This window comes from Nonomuraea sp. NPDC050556 (genome assembly GCF_044457355.1).
Classification (GTDB): Bacteria; Actinomycetota; Actinomycetes; order Streptosporangiales; family Streptosporangiaceae; genus Nonomuraea.
Genome location: NZ_JBITGU010000001.1, coordinates 1,363,990 through 1,388,024, shown reverse-complemented (window position 1 = coordinate 1,388,024; position 24,035 = coordinate 1,363,990). Strand labels below are relative to the sequence as shown.

Sequence of the window (24,035 nt, the reverse complement as noted above, 5' to 3'; positions counted from 1 at the left end):
CGAGCATGTGAGCGGCCCTACACGAGTGCAGAGTTTCGGGGGAGTAGCTGCGGGCTGAGGCCGGACGCACGGGCCGCCTTGCTGGGGGATGTGGTCCGTACGGCAAGGCCTGCGGGTTACGGGTGTGGCTGGTTGAACTGGATGATCTGCAGGTAGTTCCCGTCCGGATCGGTGAAGGTGCCGAAACGGCCCGAAGTGCGGTCCTCGGCAGGGGCGAGCCACTCCACACCCGCCGCCTTCAGCTGCGCCTCCACGGCGGCGAAGTCGTCCACGTGGAAGTTGAGGATCATCCGCCCAGGCTCGTTGTTCTTCACCTCGACGTCGTCGCGACCGTCGATCACCAGCAGGAACCCGCCCAGATCGATCGGCCCCTCACCCTGGTGCTCCGGCGCGAGCGCCTTGATGTACCACTCACGCAGCTCAGCCGGCCGCGTGGTGCCCAGGAGGATGCTGCCGGGCCTCGGTGTCGTCATTGGGGGATCTCCTTCGGTGTCACGAGACGAACTTGCATCATGCAAGCGACCGTAGCTTGTGACGCTTTCATCATGCAAGCCCCTAGGTAGACTGGGACCCATGCTGGGGAAGACCTACGACACACAGGTGTGCTCGATCGCCCGATCCCTGGAAGTGATCGGCGAACGCTGGAGCCTGCTGATCGTCCGCGACGCCCTGTTCGGCGGCGCAACCCGCTACAGCGACTTCCAGCGCAGCCTCGGCATCGCCACCAACATCCTCAAAACCCGCCTCGACGGGTTCGTCGAGACCGGCATCATGGAGCGCCACCGGTACTCCCAGCAGCCGGAGCTGCACGAGTACCTGCTGACCGACAAGGGACGCGCACTCGCCCCCGCGCTGATCGCACTCACCGAATGGGGCGACCAATGGGCCACCGAGGGGGAGCCGCCCATCCTCTACACCCACACCGCGTGCGGCGACACCATCACCCAGCAGACCACCTGCGCCACCTGCGGCCAGATCCACGAACCCACCGAAATCCAGGCACAACTCGGCCCCGGCATGCCCCCGAAGGCCTGAGAACACTCGCGAGCACCACACGGCAGCCATAGGACTAAAAATCATCGTTCCGGGGTCCGGCGCCCATGACCGCGCCCTGCTGGATACCCTGAGTGACGATGGACACCTATTTGATACTCCTGCGTGGCATCAACGTCGGCGGCAAGAACAAGGTGCCGATGGCCGCCTTGCGCAAGCTCCTGGAAGACCTGGGGTTCGCTGGCGTCTCGACGTATATCGCCAGCGGCAACGTGATCCTGGACTCCGACAAACACGCAGATGAGATCAAGACGCGGATCGAGAAGGCCCTGCCCGAAGCGTTCAGGCTGGACAGCGAGCTCATCAAGGTCCTGGTGCTGACCCGCCGGCAACTCCAGGCCGTTGTCGACAACAAGCCCAAGGGCTTCGGCGAGCAGCCGGACCAGTATCACAGCGACGCCATCTTCCTCATGGGCATCGACTCGACCCACGCCATGCCCGTCTTCAACCCCAGAGACGGAGTGGACAAAGTCTGGGCAGGTGACGGCGTGATCTACTCACAACGCCTCAGCGCCCAGCGCACCAAAAGCCGCCTGAGCAAAATCGTGGGCACACCGGCCTACACGTCCATGACCATCCGCAGCTGGAACACCACGACAAGATTGCTCGAGCTGCTACAGCGGCCATGAAGCTCCATGGCAAGCCAACCCGGGGCCTTACGAGCGCCGTCGCGGCGGCCAGGCACGCACGCCCGAGGACCGTCACCCTGGACAGAGCCCAGCCACGAACGGCGGATGGGCATCTCCCGGCTCCGCCGTACCCACAAAGGCCCTGAAAGGGCCCAACGAGCGGGACAGCCGCGCGGGCCGTCAGATGTCGCGGAAAGTCTCGATCCGCGCCCCCAGCGCGTTCAACCGCTCCGCCAGATCCTCATACCCCCGGTTGATCACATACACGTTGCGCAACACCGACGTCCCCTCCGCCGCCATCATCGCCAGCAACACCACCACAGCCGGCCGCAACGCCGGAGGACACATCATCTCCGCCGACCGCCACCGCGTCGGCCCCTCCACCAGCACCCTGTGCGGATCCAGCAACTTCACCCCCGCCCCCAGCCGCGTCAGCTCCGTCAGATAGATCGCCCGGTTGTCATACACCCAGTCGTGAATCAACGTCGACCCCGAAGCCGCCGCCGCAATAGCCGCAAAAAACGGCACATTGTCGATGTTCAACCCCGGAAACGGCATCGGATGAATCTTGTCGATAGGGGAGACCAGCTTCGACGGACGCACCGTCAGATCCACCAACCGCGTCCGCCCGTTCGCCGCCCGATACTCCACCCCCCGATCATGATCCAGCCCCATCTCCTCCAACACCGCCAGCTCGATCTCCAAAAACTCCACCGGCACCCGGCAGATCGTCAACTCCGACGACGTCACCACCGCCGCCGCCAGCAACGACATCGCCTCCACCGGATCCTCACTGGGGGAGTAGTCCACATCCCGATCGATCACCGGCACCCCGTGCACCGTCAACGTCGTCGTCCCCACACCCTCCACCCGGACCCCCAGCTCCTCCAAAAAGAAGCACAGATCCTGCACCATGTAGTTCGACGACGCATTACGGATCACCGTCACCCCGTCATGACGCGCCGCCGCCATCAACGCGTTCTCCGTCACCGTGTCCCCACGCTCGGTCAACACGATCGCCCGCGCCGGAGCCCGCCGATCCACCCGAGCGTGATAAACCCCACCCGTAGCCGCCAACTCCAACCCGAAATGCTTCAACGCACTCATATGCGGCTGCACCGTACGGGTCCCCAGATCACACCCACCCGCATACGGAATCGTGAACCGATCCGCCAAATGCATCAACGGCCCCAGGAACATGATCACACTCCTGGTACGGCGAGCCGCCTCGTCATCCATCGACTCCAGCTCCAACCGGGCAGGCGGCACGATCTCCAGATCAGCCCCATCGTTGATCCACCGCGCCCGAACCCCGATCGACGCCAGAACCTCCAGAATCCGATAAACCTCCTCGATCCGCGCAACCTTCCGCAACGTCGTCCGCCCCGCATTCAGCAACGACGCACACAACAACGCCACACACGCGTTCTTCGACGTCTTCACCTCGATCGAACCCGACAGACGCCGCCCACCCACCACCCGCAAATGCATGGGACCCGCATACCCCAGCGACACGATCTCACTGTCCAGCGCCTCACCAATCCTCGAGATCATCTCAAGGCTGATGTTCTGATTCCCGCGCTCGATCCGGTTCACCGCACTCTGACTCGTCGCCAACGCATCCGCCAACTGCAACTGCGTCCAACCACGATGCCGACGCGCATCCCGAATCAACCGGCCGATCCTGCCCAGAAAGTCGTCTGCCACAGCAGCAGACCATATCTCACATATGAGATTCCCCAGTGACTACCGAGACACCAGCGCCCTATGCACCGCCAGATGCGGGGGAGTCACCAACGCCCGCTCCTTCCCCACAAAAGCCCGCCGCGCCGCAGCAAAACCCCGCCGATCATCGAACATGTCCCGGCTCATCTCCGCCAACTCCTCCACCCGATACGCCTCCAACGGCTTACGCCGCTCATCCCGCTCCCGCACCACCCGCTTCTCCCGCACCAACGCCCCAGCATCCAAAGAACCAGCGAACTCCACCACAGACTCCTCAAACCCCACCCGAGACCCACCCACCACCCGATCCACCAAACCCAACCCCAACGCCTCCACCGCCCCCACCGGCAAACAATCACCCGTCAACGCCCCCGCCACCCCAGCCCCCACCCGACGCGGCAACACATACGTCCAGAACTCCGACCCGAACAACCCCATCGACGCATAATGCGGATTCAGCACCACCCCCTCCCGCACCACCACCCGATCAGCCCCCAACGCCAACATCACCCCACCAGCCCCCGCATTACCCCCCACCGACGCCACCACCGCCTGCGACGTGCACTCCACCACCTCACGACACACCGCATTCATCGCATTGATATTCACCCACGCCTCCAACTCCGGATACGGCGCAGCCTCGATCACATTCAGATGAATCCCATTCGAAAACACCTCACCACCCCGCAACACCACCACCCGCGTATCCTGCGCCACCGCATAACGCAACGCCGACGCCAACCGCCGACACTGATCCGCCGACATCGCCCCGTTGTAGAAATCGAACCCCACCACCCCCACCGCACCCACCCGCTCATAAGCAACCTCCACGAACCCCATCCGCTCCGGCACATCCGCCACCAGATCACCCAGCAGCAACGACGCCGGCAACTTCACCCCACCACCCTCCAACCGCAACTGACCCACCCACACCGACCCATCCCCGGTACACACCAACACCGCCCCCTCACACCGCGCCACCACCGACCCAGGCACCCCCCGCACCACAGGACCACGCCGCACGTCGAACACCCGCACCCCCAACCCACACAACTCCGCCCGCCCACCCGGCGCACCATCAGCAGCCGCCACCCGGCGCACCACCACCTCCGTCGACTCCGCCCACGACACCTCCCGATCGGCATGCCGCATCGCCCGGCGCGCCCGCCCCGCCCCCTGCACAGCGGGCACGAACCCCTGATCGCCCGCCTTACCCACCACCTCCAGCGCCAGCGACACCGCCGCATCCGCCACAGGCCCGTTGTAAAGCTCACTCTTACGAGCGTCCTCCGGTACGGAGAACAGCCGGAAACCCCACACCGGCCCCGCATCCATCTCCGCCACCGCCTGCAGCGCCGTCACACCCCACTCGGCCACACCGTCGGTGATCGCCCAGTCCAGCGACGACGGGCCACGGTCACCGGGCGGGCCGGGGTGGATGACGATCGTCCTGAACTCCCGCCAGACCCGGTCGGGCACCCGCTCCTTGAGGAAGGGGCAGATCACCAGGTCGGGGGAGACCAGCTCCACCGCCTCCACCATCACCTCGTCACTGATGGCCAGCTCAACGGTTACGTCGTGACCGGCCCGGCGCAGCTCCAGCCAGACGCGCTGGCTGAGACCGTTGAAAGCAGAACAGAGCAGCAGTACGCGCACGTCATATCTCCGGGTTTCGGGGGAGCCCTTAAAGCCACCGATGTTGACACGAAACCAACAGGATTTCTGACATATCCCGAAAAACACGGAGCTCCAGCTAGGGGAGCACCCCGCAACCTGGAGTCCCAGAACAGCAACAGAGGGTAAGGAGCCACGCTCGCCCCCTTGGGGGCACTACTCCACCCCGACGAACGCACAGCCGTACACAAGGACGGCCATCACTGTCGATTCCTGTAGTCCTCTGCACTACTGTCGCTCTTCGTCTGTACATGTGGTGAGGTCGGCGTGGTCGACGACGTGGCGGGTGTGGCCGAGTTGGGTGTGCTGACGGCTTCGGCTGAGGAGTGGTCGCTGGCTGTCCGGCGGGCAGAGGTGATCGGCCGGTTGGCTCAGGGGCAGCGGGTCGGGATAGCTGCTGTGGATGAGGCGGCCGCTGAGCTGGAAGTTTCCCGCCCAGCGGAGGGGCGACCGCCGCCTTCTGCTCCCACAGGAAGACCACTGACATGGCCGAGCTGACCGAACACGAGATGGTCTTCCTGCAGAACCTTCAGCGGGGCCAAACCATCACCGGCACCGTCACCGAGATCGCCACCTTCGGCGTGACCTTCGTCGACATCGGCGGCTACACCGCAATGATCAATATTCCGGAGCTGTCGTGGAGACCCATCGGCCATCCCAGTGACGTCGTCGCGGTCGGGCAGACGATCACTACCGAGATCTTGGACGTCGACCTTGGCCGCGGGCGGGTATCCCTGTCGCTCAAATCGCTCCAGCCCGACCCGCTGATCAACTTCAAGGCGCAGACTGGCCGCATCGTCGCCGGCCCAGTCACCAAGGTCGTCCCCATCGGCGCCTTCGTCCGCATCGAGGACCGCCCCGACGGCTTCGAAGGCCTCGTACCAAGCACCGAACTCGCCAACCTGCGGGTGGACATCGGAGATGCCTTGACCGTGGAGATCGTCGATGTGGACGTTATCCGGCGGCGCATCGAACTCGCCCTTGCTGAGAGCCTCGCCACCGTCACGGCCCTCTGGGCCGATCACGTGCACGAGCCCTTTCCCGACGACCTGCGATGGATCAACGTACCCAGCGGCGAATCCGTCCCAGCCCTGGACTCCTACATTGCGGGCTGCATCATCACCTACATCGCCAGGCAAGGAACTCTCGATCCACAGCGACAGCAGATCCTGACCGGCTGCGCCGAGGATCTCGCTGCTCTCGTCCCCTCACTGGAGGGAACGGCAGCAGCGTACGTCGGCAGGCTCATCAAGATGGCCGACCTGGCCAGGGCGGAGACCCGTCAGTGAGTAGAAAACGCTACGTTGCCAGAGGAGTGCCGGGCGGCTACAGGATCTGGAACACCAAGGCACGCCGATGGTGGGGAGAGCTCTACGAACTGTGCCCAGACGACCTGCTTGACGAACTGAACGGCGCTGCGGACCCCGAGAAGATCACCGCTCTTCTCAAGAAGTACCGGGCCCTCAAACGCTGAGCTGAGCCTGAACACCGATTGGACTTCGGAAGTCGACAGCCATCACCCCTGGCCAGAGCCCCTCTGAAGCGCGCTAGCTATACCAAACAGAAGCTGGATTCTGTCTGGTATGGCATATTCTGTCCGATTTCAAAGACGGCGGACGAAGCGCGTGGCGGCGCGGTGGCTCATACCGGTCTCACCGCGCACCAGGAAGATCGCCTCCTGCAGTTGGCCGGTGCGTTTGAGCTCACGAGCCTGAGCCTCAAGATCGAGACTGGGCGCCAGTCGGTTGCGCGGATTCCTGGTCAGCCGTACGGCCAGCCAGATCAGCCACAGGATGCCCGCGGTGACGACGACGGTGAGCAGGATCAGGGCCGTGGTGGATACCGCCAGGCTGGGCATGTTGCGATGGTAACGCGACAAGGCCCGCAGGCGTCAGATTCCCCTGGATCGACGCCGGTTGCCAGTTGCTTGATAATGAACATTATGTCAAGTAACCCTGATCTCCCAGCGCGCCTCCACTCCCCAAACACTCGCCCGTGCTATCCCCGCACCACGGGGGCGCGGACCAATCGAGGCGGCGATGGCTGCCGGTGCCACACCTCCAGGTGGGACGATGAAGTCCGCTCCCCCGGCGGGCGGTATCCACCACGGCCCTGATCCTGCTCACCGTCGTCGTCACCGCGTGGGACCTGCGGAAACGACGCGGCTAAACTCAGGAGATCTGAGTCTGCTGCACTGCGTCGCGACCTTCTGGTCTCGCGCCCGGCTTCTCTTTGCCCGAGAAGCCGGGTATTCCTTTTCCTTTGCGGGCATTCGCCAGCATGCGTTCTGGACAACTCCGCCAAGATCGCCCTTTGGGCCTTCCGACCTGCGGATGTGTAACTCTCTTTACGGATGATCGTGTCAAATGTTTGACACCAGGGGTGATATTTTCCGTCAGCAGGATTACCGTTTCTGGTGGTAGTGGAATTGGTCGAATCATTGGTATTTCGCCACGTCAATTCCCGCCTGCCATTTTGCGGAGAATATTTCCGCGCCCCGTAGTGCGATTTACGTCGCGGAGGGTGTCGAGCATCGGCCGCCACCGGCGCTGTCCTCAGGCCCGCCATCCGGGGCCACCATGTGCGTCCTCCGCACAGGGACGGCGTCCGCTCCCCCACACCGTCCGGCGGCCTGGGGATTGTGCGGTACAGCGCAGACCAGCGCCTGGTATGACCTTCCGCTCTCCAGTGACCGCCGCGGAAGTCGGAGATGGACTCAATCTGCTGGTTGATGTCTCCCGGGTGGTGCTCACTCTATGTTTCGTGCAACCCCGTCAACCTCAGTGAGGGTCGCATGCGACAGGCGCTCGTGGTCGTGCTGGCCGTTGTTCTGCTCGCTGGTACGGCGCAGCCCGTGTCGGCTGAGCCGTACCAGCATGACCCTGTCAAAGCAGGGGAAGTGGCGGCCGACGGGGAGGCCCTCGCGCGAGCCCGCGAGTCGGGTCAGAGGGTCGAGGTCCTCTCCCGCCGCGGTGAGACGCGTGAGGTGTTCGCGACGCCGACGGGTGCGTTCGAGCTGATCGAGCATCTTCGCCCCGTCCGTGCCCGGCGGAATGGTGCGTGGGTGGATGTGGATGCGACGTTGCGCGCCAATCCGGATGGCTCGCTCTCCCCTGTCGCGTCGACGGTCGCGTTGCGGCTGGGGGCGGGCGGCGGGGAATCGCTCGCGACGATGGGGCGTGCCGGGCGGGAGCTGGGGCTGAGCTGGCCGACCCCGTTACCGGCCCCGGTGGTGAGCGGTGACACTGCCACCTATCCCGAGGTGCTGCCGGGTGTGGACCTGCGGGTGCGTGCCGATGTGGATGGGTTCTCGCACGTTCTGGTGGTCCGGGACGCGCAGGCGGCGCGGAACCCGGCGCTGCGCAAGCTCGAGCTGGGTGTGACGGCCCGTGGGTTGTCGGTGCGTGGCGACGCGGACGGGGTGTTGCGCGCGCGGGATACGGCTTCGGGTGGTGAGGTGTTCGAGGCGCCCTCGCCGCTGATGTGGGACACTCCCGCCGCAAATCCGGGCAAGGCCGGAGAAAGCCGGGCGATCGCCCCTGAAGCAGCCGAGGGCCGGGCGCCCACGCCTGGGGCGAAGGTCGTGCCGCTGCGGGTCACGGCCGACAAGGGGAAGCTCACGATCGAGCCCGATCAGGCGATGCTGGCGGCCGCGAACTATCCGGTGTACATCGACCCGGTGTGGAAGACGGTCAACCGGTCGGCCAGGCTCATGGTCTCCAGCGGCTACCCGACGACCTCCTACTACAACTTCAGCGACACCGAGGGTGTCGGTTACTGCGAGGTGTCCAAGGACGGCCGCTGCGTGAAGAACCAGGCCAAGCGCCTCTTCTACCGGATGCCGATCAACGAGCTGGCCGGAAAGTACGTGATCTCCGCTGAGTTCACCGCTTACGAGACCTGGGCCTACGACTGCAACAACAGCACGTCGATCCAGCTCTGGCACGCGAGCGGCTTCGGCTCCACCTCCACCTGGAACACCACCTCCGACAACTGGATCAAGCACCTGACGTCGCGGGATGTCGCCTACTGCTCCCGCACTCCGGTGGAGTTCGGCGGTACGGCGCTGCGTGACGTCGTGCAGGCGGCCACCGACCGCAAGGACCCGGCGATCACCTTGGGCCTGCGTGCCTACTCCGAGTCGTCGATGACCTGGTGGAAGCGGTTCGCCAACGACGCCTACCTGCGGGTGCAGTACAACACGCCGCCGTCGCAGCCGAAGATGAAGGAGTTGTCGATGAGCCCGGGCGGGCCGTGCGTGGACTGGAACGCGCCGCCCGCGGTCAACCGGCTGCCGGTGATGTACGCGATCCTGCGTGACGCGGACGCGGGCTCGGCCGACAAGATCCAGGGCCAGTTCAAGATCGGCTGGGACACGGGGTCGTGGACGTCGCCGATGACCGCGGCCAAGACCACCGGCTCGACGTTCCAGGTGACCGCGCCCTCCTCGCTCCCGGCCAACAAGGCCATGTCGTGGGCGGTGCGCGTCTGGGACGGCTACCAGTGGAGCCCGTGGAGCTGGGCGGGCAGTGCCACCTCCTGCTACTTCTCCTATGACCCGACGGTGCCTTCCGCGCCCGGGGTGAGCTCGGCCGACTACCCGGCCTCCAACCCCGAGGACCCGAACGATCCCTGGTACGACGGGGTCGGCAGGTATGGCGCGTTCACCGTCACGGCCGGTTCTTCTGACGTGAACCGCTATTGGGTGGGTGTGAACACCACCCCCACCTCGACGGGTGAGTACCGTCCGGCCACGCCAGGTGGAGCGGTGACCGTGCGGGTCGCGCCGACGAAGGCGGGCGTCAACTTCCTCTACGTCAAGGCGCTCGACGCGGCGGGCAACGTCAGCGCCCCGGCCACCTACATGTTCCGGGTGAGTGTGGGCAGCGCGCCCCGGGCGTTGTGGAGGCTCGACGAGCCGGCGGGGAGCAGCACGCTGGCGGCGACCGTACGGGACGGGACGACGGCGGTGACGGCGGCGCCCGTGGGCGGGGCGACGCTTGGTGTCGACGGCCAGGTCGGTACTGCGCTGCGCGGCGACGGCACGAGCGGGTACGCCGAGACCGCCGCGGGTGTGGTGGACAGCTCGCAGTCGTACGCGGTGTCGGCGTGGGCGCGCCTGGCCAACGTCAACGCGTTCGCCGGCGTCGTCAGCCAGGAGGGCTCGGCGGTCAGCGCCTTCAACCTGCAGTACGTGAAGAGCGCCAACCGGTGGGCGTTCAGCGTGTCGAGCTCCGACAGCGTCGCGGGTGTCGGCGCGGTCGCCGCCAAGTCCACCGCAGCGCCGACCGTGGGCGAGTGGACCCATCTGGTCGGCGTGTACGACGCGGTGGCCAAGACCGCCACCCTTTACGTCAACGGCGCGCCGCAGGAGAGCAAGCCGGTGACGACCGCCTGGAACGCCACGGGACCGCTCGCGATCGGCCGTGCCAAGTACAACGGCGCCAAGGTCGATTTCTTCCCTGGCGAGATCGACGACGTGCGGGCCTATGACCGGATCGTCACTGCGGACGAGGTCGCCGACCTGGTTGCTCAGCACCCGGTGGTGGCCGGGCGGTGGAAGCTCAACACCGACGGCGCCGACGACTCCGGCCGCGGCCGTCCCGTCATCCTGTACGGCGATGCCCGCGTGGACCAGAGCGCGGGGTGGCTGGGCAGCCCGATGGGCGCGGTTGTGCTCGACGGCTCCGGCGACTACGCGGCCACGTCCTCGGCCGTGCTCGACACCGGGCGCAGCTTCACGATCGCCGGGTGGGTGACGGCCGCGTCGAGGCCGGGTGCGAAGGCGTCGGTGTTCTCTCAGGAGGGCGCGGTCAACAGCGGGTTCATCCTGCGCTACAACCCGGCGGGCGCCGGAGGCTGGCAGGTGGAACTGCCGGCCGCCGACACCGGCGGCGCCACCGCGCAGACGGCTGCGCACTCGGCCTACCAGTGGCAGCTGAACTGGGACCACGTGGCGCTCACTTACGACTCGCTGGCCGATGTGCTCAGCCTGTACGTCAACGGGCAGCTGGAGCAGACCGAGGCCAACGTGTCCGTCCGGTGGAACACGGTGAGCTTCGCCGCGACCAGGCCGCTGCAGCTGGGGCGGTCCAAGAGCGGCGGCACGTGGGGCGAGTACTGGCCGGGCGTCATCGACGACGTGTGGGCCTTCTCCGGCGTGCTCAGCCAGGAGCAGGTGCAGGCACTTGCCGGGTACACCGAGATCCCCAGCGATTCCCCCTTCTAGCCCGAGAGGAGCCGCTGTGACCAGGCTCACCGTGGCAGGTGTCGTCGCGCTCGCGCTGCCGTTGTTCGTGGCGGTTCCCGCACAGGCCGTTGCGGGCGGGCGCCCTGACGCGCCCGACCGCACCAAGGTGGTCAGCGGTGAACCCGTCGCGGTACGGCCGCGCATCCCTGATCCGGCGACCGTACGTCCGGGCGGGAAGAGCGATCGGGGGGTCACGCCGGGTTCGCCGATCAGGCTGGCGGTCACGGCTGGGAAGGTGTCGGTGAACGTCAAGACCGCCTACGGCGGCGACTACGGTTCCCGGCTGCGGCTCGTGCAGCTGCCCGAGTGCGCGCTGACGACGCCTGAGCTGGCGCAATGCCGTACGAGAACGCCGTTGAAGACCAGTAGTGACGCGCGGACCGGCATGCTGAGTGCCGAGGTGACCTCCACCGGCACGAGCGTGCTGGCCGCCGTCGCGGCGGCCGAGAGCGACAAGGGTGACTACAAGGCCACCCCGCTGTCGGCGTCCGCGACGTGGACCGCCGGGGGCAATTCGGGCGACTTCTCCTGGTCCTACCCGCTGCGGGTGCCCCCGGTGCCGGGCGGGCTCGCCCCGGACCTGGCGATCACCTACTCCTCGGCGTCGGTCGACGGGCGCACCTCGAACACCAACAACCAGCCGTCGTGGGTGGGCGAGGGTTTCGATCTGTCGCCCGGTTTCATCGAGCGCTCCTACAAGCCGTGCGCCGACGACGGCGCGCCGAAGAACAACGGCGCCGACCCCGGCGACCTGTGCTGGGCCTACGACAACGCGACGGTGACGTGGAAGGGACACGGCGGCGAGCTGATCAAGGCCTCTGACGGCACGTGGCGCGCGACGAAGGACGACGGCACCCGTTACGAGCACCTGACCGGGACGACCAACGGCGACAACGACGGCGAGTACTGGAAGGCGACGACCACCGACGGCACCCAGTACTTCTTCGGCAGGCACCGGCTGCCGGGCTGGGCGTCCGGCAACCCGGAGACGTCGTCGGCGTGGACCGTCCCGGTCTTCGGCGACGACGGCGGCGAGCCGTGCAACAACAGCGGGGGCTTCGCCCAGTCGTGGTGCCAGCAGGCGTGGCGGTGGAACCTCGACCAGGTCGTCGACCCGGACGGCAACGCGATCACCTATTACTACACGGCCGAGACCAACAAGTACGGCAGGAACGTCAGCTTCACCGACAACACCACCTACCAGCGCGGCGGCTACCTGGAGCGGATCGAGTACGGTCTGCGCTCGGGAGCGCTGTTCGCCGCGCCGCCCGCCAGGGTCGTCTTCGGCACGGCCGAGCGGTGCGTCCCGGACGCCGGGTTCGACTGCGCCGCTTCCAAGATCTCCGACAACCCCGAGAAGTGGCACGATGTCCCCTGGGACCAGAACTGCGCCGACAACTGCACCCGCGACGGCAAGTTCGCTCCCACGTTCTGGACGCGTAAGCGCCTGACCGGCGTGACCACCCAGATCAGGAAGGCCGACGGCACTTACAGGGATATCGAGGGGTGGGCGCTGAGCCAGGCGTGGGGCGACGCCGACATCGACCAGGCGTTACTCCTCGCCTCGATTGAGCACATGGGCAAGGGCGCGAGCCCGGCCGTGACGTTGCCGAAGGTGACCTTCAACCACGTCCAGCTCATGAACCGGGTGGACAAGAGCGGCGACGACATTCCGCCGTTCATCAGGTACCGGATCGGGGCGATCTTCGACGAGTCCGGCGGGCAGATCGACGTCGACTACTCCTCGACCGACTGCACGCTCGACGACCTGCCGGCCCCGGAGACCAACACGCGGCGCTGCTACCCCGTCTACTGGCAGCCGCCAGGGCATGACAACCCGATCCGCGACTGGTTCTACAAGTACGTGGTCACCCGCACGATCGTCTCCGACCGTACGGCTCTGGCCCCCGACATGGTCACCGACTACGCCTACGAGGGCGGCGCGGCTTGGCACTATGACGATGACGACGGGCTGACCAGGGAGAAGTACAAGACGTGGTCGCAATGGCGCGGCTATCGCGACGTGCGGGTGATCACCGCGGGCAAGGCCAGGGTCGACCACCGCTTTCTGCGCGGCATGGACGGCGACCGGCTCAACGCCTCCGGCGGCGCCAAGAGCGTCTCGGTCCCCGATGACGAGGGCGGCAGCACGACCGACCACAACTCGCTGGCCGGACTCGAACTGCAGACGACCACCTACACCGGCCCGTCGGGGACGGTCGACAACCGTACGGTCAACACGCCGTGGCACGCCCAGACCGCCTCCCGCACCCGCTCGTGGGGCACCACCACCGCGGACCTGACCGGGGTCGCCACGACCAGAACCTGGCAGACTCTCGACGGCGGCGCCCGGCGGCAGACCCGTACGGACACCACCTACGAACCGGTGGCCGGGCTGCCCACCGTGGTCGACGACCAGGGTGACGTGGCTGTTGCCACCGACGACCTGTGCACCCGCAGCACGTACGCGGTCAACGCGGGCGCGTGGCTGCGTGCCTTCCCCGCACGTGAGGAGACGGTCTCCGTCCGCTGTTCGGGGACCCCGGACAGGACCCGGCAGGTCGTCTCCGACGTGCGCTCCTTCTACGACGGCGGCGTGTTCGGCGCGGCGCCCACGAAGGGCCACGTCACCCGAGCGGAGAAGCTGGCCGCGCACGACGGCACCAGTGCCACCTACGTTGCGACGGCCAGGACCGCCTACGACGGCGTGTACGGCAGGCCGCTCACGGTCACCGACGCCCTCGGCAACATCACGACGAACACCTACACCGAGACCGCCGGGCTGACCACGCAGACCACGCAGACCGGCCCGCCGGTCGTCGTGGGCAACGCGGCGAGCGCGCACACCTCCGCCCAGACGCTCGACCCCGCGTGGGGCCTGCCCCTCACGGTGACCGACGCGGGGGGCAAGGTGACGACGCTCGCCTACGACGCCCTTGGACGCTCGGCGAAGGTGTGGCTGCCGGACCGGCCCACGACCAGCACGCCCAACCTCGAGTTCGCCTACCGGATCACCGAAGGCGAGATCGTCGCCGTCACCACGAAGACCCTCACCCCGGCGGCGGGACAGCGGGCGGCGATCCAGCTCTACGACGGGTTGCTGCGGCCACGGCAGAACCAGGCCGAGGGGCCGGGCGGAGGACGGCTGCTCACCGACACCTTCTACGACGAGCGCGGGCTCGTCGGCCGCACCTACGAGTCTTACTACGCCACTGGTGCGCCCGCTCCCACGCTGTTCGGCGTCGCTGTGCCGGGAGACGTCGAGGCGCAGCACGCCTACGCCTACGACGGGCTCGGCCGGGTCACTGTGGAGCGGTTCCTGGTGGGCAACAACGACACGCAGGAGAAGTGGCGCACGGTCACCGCTTACGGAGGCGACTGGACCACGATCGATCCGCCGGACGGCGGTACCCCGACCGCCCAGTTCACCGACGGCCGAGGCCGGGTGACAGAACGCCGCCAGTTCCGCGGCACCTCACCCACGGGCGCCTATGACCAGACCAGGTACGCCTACACCGCCGACGGCAAGCTCACCACCGTGACCGACACGGCCGGTGCCGTGTGGACGCATGCCTACGACGTGCGCGGCAGGGAGATCACCACCGTCGACCCCGACCACGGCACGACCATCTCGGCCTACGACGACCTGGACCGGCTGACCTCGGTGACCGACGGGCGCGGCAAGAAGCTGTTCCACACCTACGACCCGCTGGGCCGCAGGATCGAGACGCGTGAGGGCACGCCGACCGGGACGCTGCGCGCCTCTTGGTTGTTCGACACGGTGCGCAAGGGGCAGCCGACCTCCGCGACCCGATATGCGGGCGGCCAGCCGTACACCACCAGGATCGACGTCTACGACAACCTCAACCGTCCCGTACGGCGCAGCGTCGTGATTCCTTCCACTGAGGGCGCGCTCGCCGGGACCTACACCTTCTCCACCGCCTACAACCTCGACGGGACCGTCCAGTCGAGCGGCTTCCCCGCCGCGGGCGGCCTGGCCGCGGAGAACGTCGTCACCACCTATGACGCCACCGCCAGGGCCACCCGCCTGACCGGCAACCTCGGCGCCTACGTCAACGCCTCCACCTACGCCCTGTCCGGTCAGCTGCTCCAGCGCGAGCTCACGACCGGGGTGAAAAAGGCGTGGCAGACCTTCACCTGGGAGTACGGCACGCGCCGCCTGGCGAGCACGCGTGTCGACCGCGAAGGTGTCTCGGGCGTCGACAGCAACGCGACCTACTCCTACACGCCCGCCGGGACCATCACCGCGATCTCGGACGTGTCCCGCTCAGGCACGGAGACCCAGTGCTTCGGCTACGACTACGCGCAGCACCTCACCGAGGCGTGGACGCAGAGCACCACGACCTGCGCGGCCGGCCCGTCCGCCGCGCTGGTCGGCGGGCCCTCGCCGTACTGGTCGAGCTACGCCTACGACGCGGCGGGCAGCCGCACCTCCGAGACGTTGCACGGCGCGAGCGACACCAGCAGGGCGTACACGAACCAGGGCCACCGGCTGACCCGCGTCGACCAGAGCGGCGGAGCGGGCGCGCGCACCGACACCTTCGGCTACGACGCGACCGGTAACCTGACCAGCCGCTCGATCGGCGGGACCGCGCAGACGCTCACCTGGGACACCGGCGGCGAGCTGAGCTCGGTCACCCAGGGGTCGGCGACGACGTCGTTCGTCTACAACGCCGACGGCGGGCGGATGATCCGCCGCGACCCGTCCGGCACGACGCTGTACCTGCCGGGTACGGAGTTACGCCTCGCCTCCGGTGCGTCGGCGCCCTCGGGCACCCGCTACTACTCCCACGGTGAGGCAACCGTGGCCATGCGGACCGTCACGGGAGTGACGTTCCTCGCCGGTGATCATCAGGGCACCTCGCAGCTGGCGATCAACGCGACGACGCAGGCGCTCGCCCAGCGGCGGTTCACCCCGTTCGGCGCCGACCGGGGGACGCCCACCGGCACGTGGCCGGATGAGAAGGCGTTCGTCGGCGGCACCCGCGATCCGTCGACGGGCCTGACCCATCTGGGGGCGCGCGAGTACGACCCGGCTGTGGGACGGTTCGTCTCCGTCGACCCGGTCCTCGACCCGAACGACCCGGCGCAGCTGCACGCCTACGTCTACGCGCGCGGTAACCCGGTGACGCTCAGCGACCCCAGCGGCAGGTGCCCGGTCGACCTGTGCGGGATCATGCCCGGCATCAACGCCCCCAAGGACGCAAAACCCAAGAACGCCACCCAGGCCTGCGGAAACGACCTGGACTGCCGCAACAACTACAACAACAGCCACGACAACCACAAACGGCCCTCACCCAGACCAGGACCGCCGGTGCCGCAGAAGCCAGCGCAGAGACTGGTCGGCCCAAGCCCGCTGACGCTCCTCGGCGACCACCCGATCAATCCGGGCAACGCGCTGAACTCGGCGAACTGGCTCGCCGACCAGTTCGCGCAGTTCAGCACCTCCTGCGGGCGAGGCGAGATCCAGATCATCTGCTACGGCTACTCCCCCGCCCTGGACGGCAAGCCGATCACCATCGGAGACGTCTTCTTCTACCCCCACAGCGAGCCCGAGCTGGCCAACCAGCTCAGCCGGGAGAACACGGAACGCGACGCGCTGAGACGCGGCTACGGGGAGGAGTACGCCAAGAAGTACGGCCCCGACCTACTCAGTCACGAGGCGGTGCACTCCAGGCAGTGGGCCAGTTACAAGCACGCGGACGGCTACGCCATGGCGTACGCGGCCGAATCGATCAAGTCCTACGTGATTACATTCAATCCGTGGGAACGCAACCGGTTCGAGCAGGAGGCCAACCTCTACTGGGGTGGTTACCTCGTCCCGCCGGACCTGGACCGCAAACCGTCACCGTCGCCGGGGCCGCACCCATGAGACGCATCGCCGTCATGCTGATGGCGCTCGGCGTGCTCACCGGGTGCACGCCGGGGCCGAGCCCCATCGCCGCACTCCACCTGGGCGCCGACGGCCGGGTCAAGCTCCTGTACGGCCTGTGCGAAGGCGAACAGCCCAGGTCCGCGAGCCTCGCCCCAGGCAGCGGCGGCGGAACGTGGACGGTGCTGGCGCTCGACGGAAAGCCTGCCGCCGAGCTCACTCTCCTGGAGAAGGCGCCCGGCTGGGAGCAGACCTCGGCCGAGCTCGACGCCCTGGGCCCTGGCCGCTACTTCCTGGAGGTCACCACCGGCGGCTACCGGGGTAACCAGCGGCGCAACGCCAGGTTCGACTTCACCCTCGACGGCCTGCGTGGCCTGGCGGACGGGCAGGTGCTGGCGGCCGACGCCGACGGGAAGGCCACGCCGATGACCAGGGGGGAGTTCGCCGAGCGGGCGCGCGAGTCGTGCTGAGCCGGGTGCGTCGCGCCGATCCGCTGCTGCTCGACGGGGCGCTGGCGGTGGCGTTCGCGGTGGGCACCTGGCTCTGGGTGGCCATCGAGGGCGGGCACGCCACCCGCTCACTCGACGCGGCGGGCGCCCTGCTGATCCTCGCGGTCTGCCTGCCGCTGACCTTCCGCCGCCGCTACCCCTGCTCGGTGCTCGTCGCGTCCTGTGTGGCCGCGATCGTGTTCCACCAGCTTGGCTACCACACGGGGCAGAACAACATCGTGCCGCTGGTGGCGCTGTACTCGGTGGCCGCGCACCGGCGCTTCCCCCTGGCCCTGGTCTGCTGGGCCGTACAGGCTGTGGAGTGGTCGCACGCCACGCTCCTGGCCGCCCCCGGCGTCGCGCTGTGGGTGGTGCTCGCGCAGGAGGCGGTCGTCGGGTCACTGGTGATCGCGTTCGGCGCCACCACCAGGCGGCTGGCCACGCTGACCGCACGGCTGCGCGACGACCACGAGGACCTGGCCCGGCTCGCCGTCGCCCAGGAACGCGCGCGGATCGCGCGCGAGCTGCACGACATCGTCGCCCACCACATGTCGGTCATCTCGGTCCAGGCCGGGGTCGCCCGCTACGTGATGGGGTCCGACCCCGCGACCGCGCAGGCCGCGCTGGCCACGATCTCGGATGTCGGCGCCGAGGCGCTGGCCGAGATGCGGCGGCTGCTGTCGATCCTGCGCCTGGACAACGACGACAGACCCGTGGACGACCTGCACTCGGCGCCCGGGCTGCGTGACCTGCCCGCGCTGGCCGACCGGGTGCGCTCGGCGGGGGTGGAGGTCGAGGTCGTCGTGACCGGCGAGCCGCGCCCGATGCCGCCCGGCATGGATCTCAGCGTGTACCGGATCCTGCAGGAGTGCCTCACCAACATTCTCAAACACGCCGGCCCCACGACGGCGCGGGTGTCGCTGACGTACGCGCAGGCCACGCTGGTGATCCAGGTCACCGACGACGGCAAACCCCGCAAAGCACCCAAAAACAGTGACGGGCACGGCTTGCTTGGGCTGACCGAGCGCGTCAAGCTGTATCAGGGAACGATCTCCGCGGGCCCCCGCCCGATGGGTGGATACGAAGTGGTGGCCGTGCTCCCGCTGCCCACGATCCGGACCGGGACTCGTTTCGATGATCAAGGTGCTCCTGGCGGACGACCAGATGCTCATCCGCGTCGGCCTCGCGGCGCTGATCCGAGCGACGCCAGACCTCGACCTGGTGGGTGAGGCCGAGAGCGGCGAGGACGCGGTCGAGCTCGCCCGCACCGCCCGGCCCGACGTGATCCTCATGGACATCCGGATGCCCGGCCTGGACGGCCTGGCCGCCACCGAGGAGATCATCGCCTCCTCGGCCGGCGAACCACCGCGGATCCTGATCCTGACCACGTTCGACATCGACGAGTACGTCTACCAGGCGCTGCGCGCCGGAGCCTCCGGCTTCCTGCTGAAGGAGACGGCGCCCGAGCGGCTCATGGCCGCGATCCGCACGGTGGCCACCGGCGACGTCCTGCTGTCGCCGTCGAGCACCCGGCGGCTGATCGAGTCCTTCCACCGCCCCCAGGCGCCCACGCCCAACCCGGCCCTCGACCGGCTCACCCCGCGCGAGACGCAGGTCCTCCCGCTGGTGGGGCGGGCGCTGTCCAACGGCGAGATCGCGCGGCAGCTGCACCTGAGCGAGGCGACCGTGAAGTCCCACCTCAACCACGCGATGAGCAAGCTGGGGCTGTCCAGCCGGGTGCAGGTCGTCACGCTCGCCTACGACGCGGGACTCGTCGCACCCGGCTGGACCCGTTAGACGGGCGCGTACCAGGTCTGGCCGGCCGTGTTGGCGCAGTCGGCCAGCAGGAGCTGGGTGTTGTCCGCGCCACCCGGGTTGCTCAGGTACTTGACGATCAAGGGGCTGGCCTGGTCGTAGCCGTACCAGACCAGGTTCCCGCCCGGCGCGACCACCCACATCTGGCTACGGTCGGCGGCGACGCAGGCCTTGTTGTACGCCTTGCCCGCTGTGGCGGTCAGGCACCGGCCGGCCGCGATGAGCGCGTCGGTGTTGGCGATCGTGAAGGTCTGGGGCGCGGTGCCGTTGCATGGGTAGATGCCCGCCTGGTCCAGGCCCGACCAGAGGTTGAAGTCGAGGCAGCGGTTGTCGAGGGCGCTGGTGAAGGCGCCGGTGACCCGCTGGGCGTCCACCGGCTGGTACGGCACGCTCCACTTCTGCGCGTTCGAGGCGTTGCAGGTGTAGATCTGCAGCTGCACGTTGTTGGCCGTGTTGGAGCCCGGCACGTCGAGGCATTTGCCCGAAGCCGGGTTGAGGAGGCTGTTGTTGCCGCGCGGCTGCCACTTCTGCCCGCCGGCGCCCGTGAACGCGGCCAGCGTGATCTTGCTGGCGTTGGCCGTGCCGTTCGCCGTCAGGCAGTTGGCGCCGTTCTGCGGGCGGATCGTGCCGTCGTTGGCCAGCGTCCACCGCTGCGCGGCCCCGGGGTTGCAGCGCCAGCTGGTGACCTTGTTCCCCGCAACGTCGTCGCCGTGGTAGTTGTCCACGCACTTGCCCGCCAGGCCCGAGGCGAGCATCCCGGTGGGGACACCCTGCTTCAGCTCGACCGAGAAGGCGTTGGTCTTCAGCCCGGTGCCGCCATCCGACACCTCGAACCCCGCCTGGATCTTGCACAGGTAGGCGTTGTGGCCGAGAAGGCCACGCAACACCGCGTCCTGGGTGATCAGCCGCAGGTTCAGGCGGTTGACCTTGCTGACCGCGGTCTTCATGTCGTAGATCAGCGCGACCTGGCCGGTCGGTCCGGTGAACTTGAACACGTCGTACGTCCGGCCGCCGACCGTCAGGTCGCCGGCGATCTTCCAGCTCGGGTCGGGGTCGACTCCTGGGCTGGACAGCCAGACCATGATCTCGACACTTGAGGCGTTGGTCACCACGGACGGGCAGGTGCTCGCGCCTGGGCTGTACCAGATGTCATAGGCGGCGTTGTAGGCCCCCGTGCCCGGCAGGGTCGTGTCCCAGCTGGTGGTGGTGTCACCCATCGCGCTGACCTGCAGGGGCAGTCCGGGGTGGGTGTTCGACGTGCCGATGTTCGGGTACGCGCCCGGGCCGCCGCCGTTGTGGTTGCCCCAGGTGATCGTGCTCCGGTTGACGGTGAAGTCGGTGCCGCCGGTGGTGGTGACGCACAGGTCGCCGCTGGAGTTCCACCGGTTCGGCGCGACCAGGTAGCCGCCGGAGACCGTGGTCTCGCCCCAGTTGCACAGTTCGGTGTCGGCGTGCGCGGCCGTCTGGGGGACCAGCAGGGCGAGCAGCATGAGCAGGAACAGTCCGATCCTCATGGCCGCAGACCCTAGTGAGCAGACCGCCCCGTGCCATCAGCCTCCCGCCGGTCAAGACCACCGCGAAAGTCGTAAACCCATCGGCTAGGTCCCTCCACGTCCGTCCGTCCGCTGCGCGCAGTCGGGGTCGGTACCGCGGTGATGCGCATTTCCGACGACAACAATGCCGAACCCACAGCTGACGACCCACCTTGGATATGCCGTCAAAGCCGTAGCCAACGACACGGGCCCGTCACCCTGTACCGGCAACGGCCGGGTGGCCTCGACTGCACGCCCTCCGCTTCCGGCTGGTGCCCCATCTGGCCAGAGCCTTGAGTGGGATTGCTTCTTGAAGGGGTAACACTCCCTCCCCGCAACCGTGAGGTATTTCGGTGGAAAGCCTCAGGGGTCGCGTAGGGCGAGTGCTTCGGCTTCGCTGAGGCCTTGACGGGCTGCTTTTCGGCGGCGGGCTCGGACCTGGGTGCTGGTTCTGGGGCGGTATTTGGGGTCTCGTGTGCAGCCGCAGATCACGAAGCCTTCGTAGCTGAGGCCGGTTTGTAGGACGGCGGTGACGGCCTTCCACCGGCGGGTGTCTGCTTTGCGTGGTGCGGCGAAGTCGTGGCCCGCGAGGATCATCGGGGTTCGGCAAGTCGTGCACGGGTGCTCGGTGTCGTCCCAGGGGAGCTTTCGGCTCTGGCGGCAGGAAAGGCACACGTAGTGGACCTTGTAGGTGACCGAGGTGTATGTGCACACAATCCGGAGACTATTCGTGCCGAACTGATGATCGCTAAGCATTAACGCTGAGGGAAAAGGGCGGGGCTTCGGGAGGCGAAGAAGTCGCTGCTGGTTGGTTGCGAAACGGGGGTTTGCGGCTACTCGGCTCCCACCTGGCGGTTCGTCGTGCTGGTCCCCTATCTGCGCACCCGGTCCCTCTTGAGGCCGGTGGGTGGGAACTGGATGGTCGGCGTGTCCGTTGTGCGGCGAAAGAAAAAGGGGACGGTTTATGGGGAGAAGGCGGGAGCCTGGCTTTCAGGCTCGTCCGTGGAGTGAACTGTCGGTCAGGCATCGGCTGTCGACTGCGCCGGGTGAGCTGGCGTTACTCGGGGCGCTTCTTGTGGTGGTCATCGGGGTGGCTACGGTGGATGACTTCGTGCGGTTGCGCGATATTCAGCAGCATGGCGTTCCCGCCACTGCCGTTGTCGTGGATGTGCGTGACTTCAGCAAGTCGCCCGATCGCCCGATCGTGAGGGTGAACACGGCCGATGGCGGCTCCTTCTCGGCCGAGGTGGGCTGGCAGCGGTGGGAGGGAGGTCCGGTGGTCGGTGACACTCGTCCGGTTCTCTATCTGCCTGCGGATCCTGAGGGCACTGTTGTGGACAGGACGCTTTCTTACGCGCACACGACGCATGTGCTCGGGCTGGTCGCCATGGCCGTCATCGGTTGGGGGGATGTCGTGCTCTGGAGGAATGGGACGCTTGTGCCGCGCCATAGGCGGGGGCTCCTTTCGCGGAGACAGGGCCCAAGAGCGTAGGGCGCCGGGTGGGTTGTGCGGTAGTTCGGTGGTTGCCTGGGGCGCGGGTAAGTGGAGCCGGGCAGCGGCGCGTGGGGTGTCAGTCTGGACGGGTCGGTGGGTGGGCGCCCCTGGCTCTGCCGTACCTCTGGAGGGCTCTCGGCCGTGGAATCGGGTGTGATGCTTGTCTCATGGGGGTGGTTCCCGGTTGGGGGTGTGTGTCGGTTTCTGGGGTGGGTGGTTGTGGGCCGTACGCTGGCGTGTGCGGGCTTGGCGTAGCACACTGGGTGGGTCCGCTCCCCCGTTTGTGGGGTGAGGTGGGGTTTTGACGGGGTTCTTGACGAGTCGTGGAAATGCTGACTCGGAATGAATGGATACGCTTAGTCTGGCTACCTGCTACTACGTCGGGAATGGAGCACACGTGGGGAACGACGCGGTCTTGTGCCAGGTGTGTCAGGGGGTTCTGCCCGCTTCCGGTCGTGAGGCGTACACAGCTCTTCGTGGTCGGTTGATCGTTTCGAACGGTTACTGCGGTGGGAGTTGTGGGGAGCGTCAGCAGGCGGCTCAGCAGCAGACGCAGCAGATGGCGCGTCCGGTGCAGCAGCCGCAGGTTCAGCCTCAGCAGCAGCCGGTGCATGTTTTCTAGTTAGCCGGTGTGCCAGTAGTCGCGTGTTTTTACGGCGAGCCCGTCCTGGTTGAAGTAGATGAAGACGCATCCGGCCAGGGTGACGGGTTCGCCGTTTTCGTGTGCGGTGACGTGGTATTCGATGGCTGCTTGGTCGCCGTCGACGAGGGGTGTGCCGAAGTGCACGTGGGGGTTGGTTTCTGTGCTGAATGACCAGCGGATGTAGTCGGTGATGGCCTGTTTGCCCTGGTGGGGTGGGCGGAAGGGTGCGCTGGTGTGTTGTGCGTCGTCGGTGTAGAGGGTGGCGATGGTGTCGGGGTCGTGGTGGGTCCAGGCGTGTTGCCAGGTGTCGGCGAACTGTTGGGCGGCGTCTCGGGTGTTCATGGGGTTTTGTTCCAGGCGCGTTGGTTGCGGGCGATGTGCTGGAAGGCGTGTTTGAAGGCGTCGTAGGTGTCTTGTCCGAGGGTTTGGGCGTGGCGTTGTTCGATGGCGGCGACGATGGCGTCGGAGCGGGTCATTTCGTCGAGGCCGCGTTCGGTGGGGACGATGAGTTTGGCGCGGCGGTCGGTGGGGTCGGGTTGGCGGGTGACGTAGCCGAGGGTTTCGAGTTCGTCGATGAGGGTGCCGATGACTTGTTTGTGTTGGCCGGACATGGTGGCGAGGTCGGTGGCGCGGGTGCCTTGTTCGTCGAGGTAGGCGAGGACGGCGCCGTGTTGGGGGCGGAGGTCGGGGTGGCCTTGTTGGGCGAGGGTGGTGAAGAGTTCTTTTTGTACGCTGAAGAGGACTTGTCCGGCGAGGACGCCGAGGTCGGGGTTGGTGTGTTTGCGGGTGCTCCGCTTCATTAGTCACCTCCATTGACTATCACTTCTGTTGACTATAT

17 protein-coding genes are annotated in these 24,035 nt (G+C 67.3%); 10 read left to right on the top strand and 7 right to left on the bottom strand.

Annotated features, from left to right (window positions below; genetic code table 11):
* Nucleotides 1-116: 116 nt before the first annotated feature.
* The gene (locus ACIBG8_RS06885; protein WP_397341603.1) at nucleotides 117-473 is read right to left on the bottom strand and encodes a VOC family protein; all 357 of its coding nucleotides are present in this window, start codon (nucleotides 471-473) and stop codon (nucleotides 117-119) included.
* A gap of 100 nt (nucleotides 474-573) precedes the next feature.
* On the opposite strand from ACIBG8_RS06885, the gene ACIBG8_RS06880 reads away from it, so the two are divergent.
* Nucleotides 574-1,035 carry a winged helix-turn-helix transcriptional regulator gene (locus tag ACIBG8_RS06880; protein WP_397341602.1) on the top strand — a complete coding sequence of 154 codons (462 nt, stop codon included), beginning with the start codon at nucleotides 574-576 and terminating at the stop codon, nucleotides 1,033-1,035.
* Nucleotides 1,036-1,133: 98 nt separating this feature from the next.
* Complete coding sequence (locus ACIBG8_RS06875; RefSeq protein ID WP_397341601.1) at nucleotides 1,134-1,682, top strand: DUF1697 domain-containing protein; 549 nt, start codon at nucleotides 1,134-1,136, stop codon at nucleotides 1,680-1,682.
* Nucleotides 1,683-1,862: 180 nt separating this feature from the next.
* Here the strand turns inward: ACIBG8_RS06875 and ACIBG8_RS06870 are convergent, their stop codons facing one another.
* Complete coding sequence (locus ACIBG8_RS06870; RefSeq protein WP_397341600.1) at nucleotides 1,863-3,389, bottom strand: helix-turn-helix domain-containing protein; 1,527 nt, start codon at nucleotides 3,387-3,389, stop codon at nucleotides 1,863-1,865.
* 39 nt (nucleotides 3,390-3,428) lie between these two features.
* On the bottom strand, nucleotides 3,429-5,063 hold the full coding sequence (locus ACIBG8_RS06865) for an enoyl-CoA hydratase-related protein (RefSeq protein WP_397341599.1): 1,635 nt from the start codon (nucleotides 5,061-5,063) through the stop codon (nucleotides 3,429-3,431).
* Between the two features lie 503 nt (nucleotides 5,064-5,566).
* Between ACIBG8_RS06865 and ACIBG8_RS06860 the strand changes: the two genes are divergently transcribed.
* Nucleotides 5,567-6,370 carry a S1 RNA-binding domain-containing protein gene (locus tag ACIBG8_RS06860; protein WP_397341598.1) on the top strand — a complete coding sequence of 268 codons (804 nt, stop codon included), beginning with the start codon at nucleotides 5,567-5,569 and terminating at the stop codon, nucleotides 6,368-6,370.
* Nucleotides 6,367-6,555 (top strand): hypothetical protein, encoded by a 189-nt coding sequence (locus tag ACIBG8_RS06855; protein ID WP_397341597.1) that lies wholly within the window; start codon nucleotides 6,367-6,369, stop codon nucleotides 6,553-6,555. The genes ACIBG8_RS06860 and ACIBG8_RS06855 overlap by 4 nt, the downstream gene beginning before the upstream one ends.
* 129 nt (nucleotides 6,556-6,684) lie before the next feature.
* On the opposite strand, the gene ACIBG8_RS06850 is transcribed toward ACIBG8_RS06855, so the two are convergent.
* Complete coding sequence (locus tag ACIBG8_RS06850) at nucleotides 6,685-6,939, bottom strand: hypothetical protein (protein ID WP_397341596.1); 255 nt, start codon at nucleotides 6,937-6,939, stop codon at nucleotides 6,685-6,687.
* A gap of 936 nt (nucleotides 6,940-7,875) precedes the next feature.
* Between ACIBG8_RS06850 and ACIBG8_RS06845 the strand changes: the two genes are divergently transcribed.
* The 5 genes from ACIBG8_RS06845 to ACIBG8_RS06825 are packed head-to-tail and all read left to right on the top strand — an operon-like array spanning nucleotide 7,876 to nucleotide 19,509.
* Nucleotides 7,876-11,310 carry a LamG-like jellyroll fold domain-containing protein gene (locus ACIBG8_RS06845; protein ID WP_397341595.1) on the top strand — a complete coding sequence of 1,145 codons (3,435 nt, stop codon included), beginning with the start codon at nucleotides 7,876-7,878 and terminating at the stop codon, nucleotides 11,308-11,310.
* A gap of 16 nt (nucleotides 11,311-11,326) precedes the next feature.
* Nucleotides 11,327-17,224 carry an RHS repeat-associated core domain-containing protein gene (locus ACIBG8_RS06840; protein ID WP_397341594.1) on the top strand — a complete coding sequence of 1,966 codons (5,898 nt, stop codon included), beginning with the start codon at nucleotides 11,327-11,329 and terminating at the stop codon, nucleotides 17,222-17,224.
* Nucleotides 17,221-17,694: a hypothetical protein gene (locus tag ACIBG8_RS06835; RefSeq protein WP_397341593.1), complete on the top strand. Its 474-nt coding sequence runs from the start codon at nucleotides 17,221-17,223 to the stop codon at nucleotides 17,692-17,694. Before ACIBG8_RS06840 ends, ACIBG8_RS06835 begins: the two co-directional genes overlap by 4 nt.
* Nucleotides 17,695-17,699: 5 nt before the next feature.
* Complete coding sequence (locus ACIBG8_RS06830; RefSeq protein ID WP_397341591.1) at nucleotides 17,700-18,941, top strand: sensor histidine kinase; 1,242 nt, start codon at nucleotides 17,700-17,702, stop codon at nucleotides 18,939-18,941.
* Nucleotides 18,847-19,509 carry a response regulator gene (locus tag ACIBG8_RS06825; protein WP_397341590.1) on the top strand — a complete coding sequence of 221 codons (663 nt, stop codon included), beginning with the start codon at nucleotides 18,847-18,849 and terminating at the stop codon, nucleotides 19,507-19,509. The genes ACIBG8_RS06830 and ACIBG8_RS06825 overlap by 95 nt, the downstream gene beginning before the upstream one ends.
* Here the strand turns inward: ACIBG8_RS06825 and ACIBG8_RS06820 are convergent.
* The gene (locus tag ACIBG8_RS06820) at nucleotides 19,506-21,041 is read right to left on the bottom strand and encodes a ricin-type beta-trefoil lectin domain protein (protein ID WP_397341589.1); all 1,536 of its coding nucleotides are present in this window, start codon (nucleotides 21,039-21,041) and stop codon (nucleotides 19,506-19,508) included. The genes ACIBG8_RS06825 and ACIBG8_RS06820 overlap by 4 nt on opposite strands.
* 982 nt (nucleotides 21,042-22,023) lie before the next feature.
* On the opposite strand from ACIBG8_RS06820, the gene ACIBG8_RS06815 reads away from it, so the two are divergent.
* Nucleotides 22,024-22,551 (top strand): DUF3592 domain-containing protein, encoded by a 528-nt coding sequence (locus ACIBG8_RS06815; protein ID WP_397341588.1) that lies wholly within the window; start codon nucleotides 22,024-22,026, stop codon nucleotides 22,549-22,551.
* A 625-nt stretch (nucleotides 22,552-23,176) separates the two neighbouring features.
* On the opposite strand, the gene ACIBG8_RS06810 is transcribed toward ACIBG8_RS06815, so the two are convergent.
* The gene (locus ACIBG8_RS06810; RefSeq protein WP_397341587.1) at nucleotides 23,177-23,539 is read right to left on the bottom strand and encodes a nuclear transport factor 2 family protein; all 363 of its coding nucleotides are present in this window, start codon (nucleotides 23,537-23,539) and stop codon (nucleotides 23,177-23,179) included.
* Nucleotides 23,536-23,997, bottom strand: a complete 462-nt coding sequence (locus ACIBG8_RS06805) for a MarR family winged helix-turn-helix transcriptional regulator (protein ID WP_397341586.1) — start codon at nucleotides 23,995-23,997, stop codon at nucleotides 23,536-23,538. The genes ACIBG8_RS06810 and ACIBG8_RS06805 overlap by 4 nt, the downstream gene beginning before the upstream one ends.
* Nucleotides 23,998-24,035 lie beyond the last annotated feature (38 nt).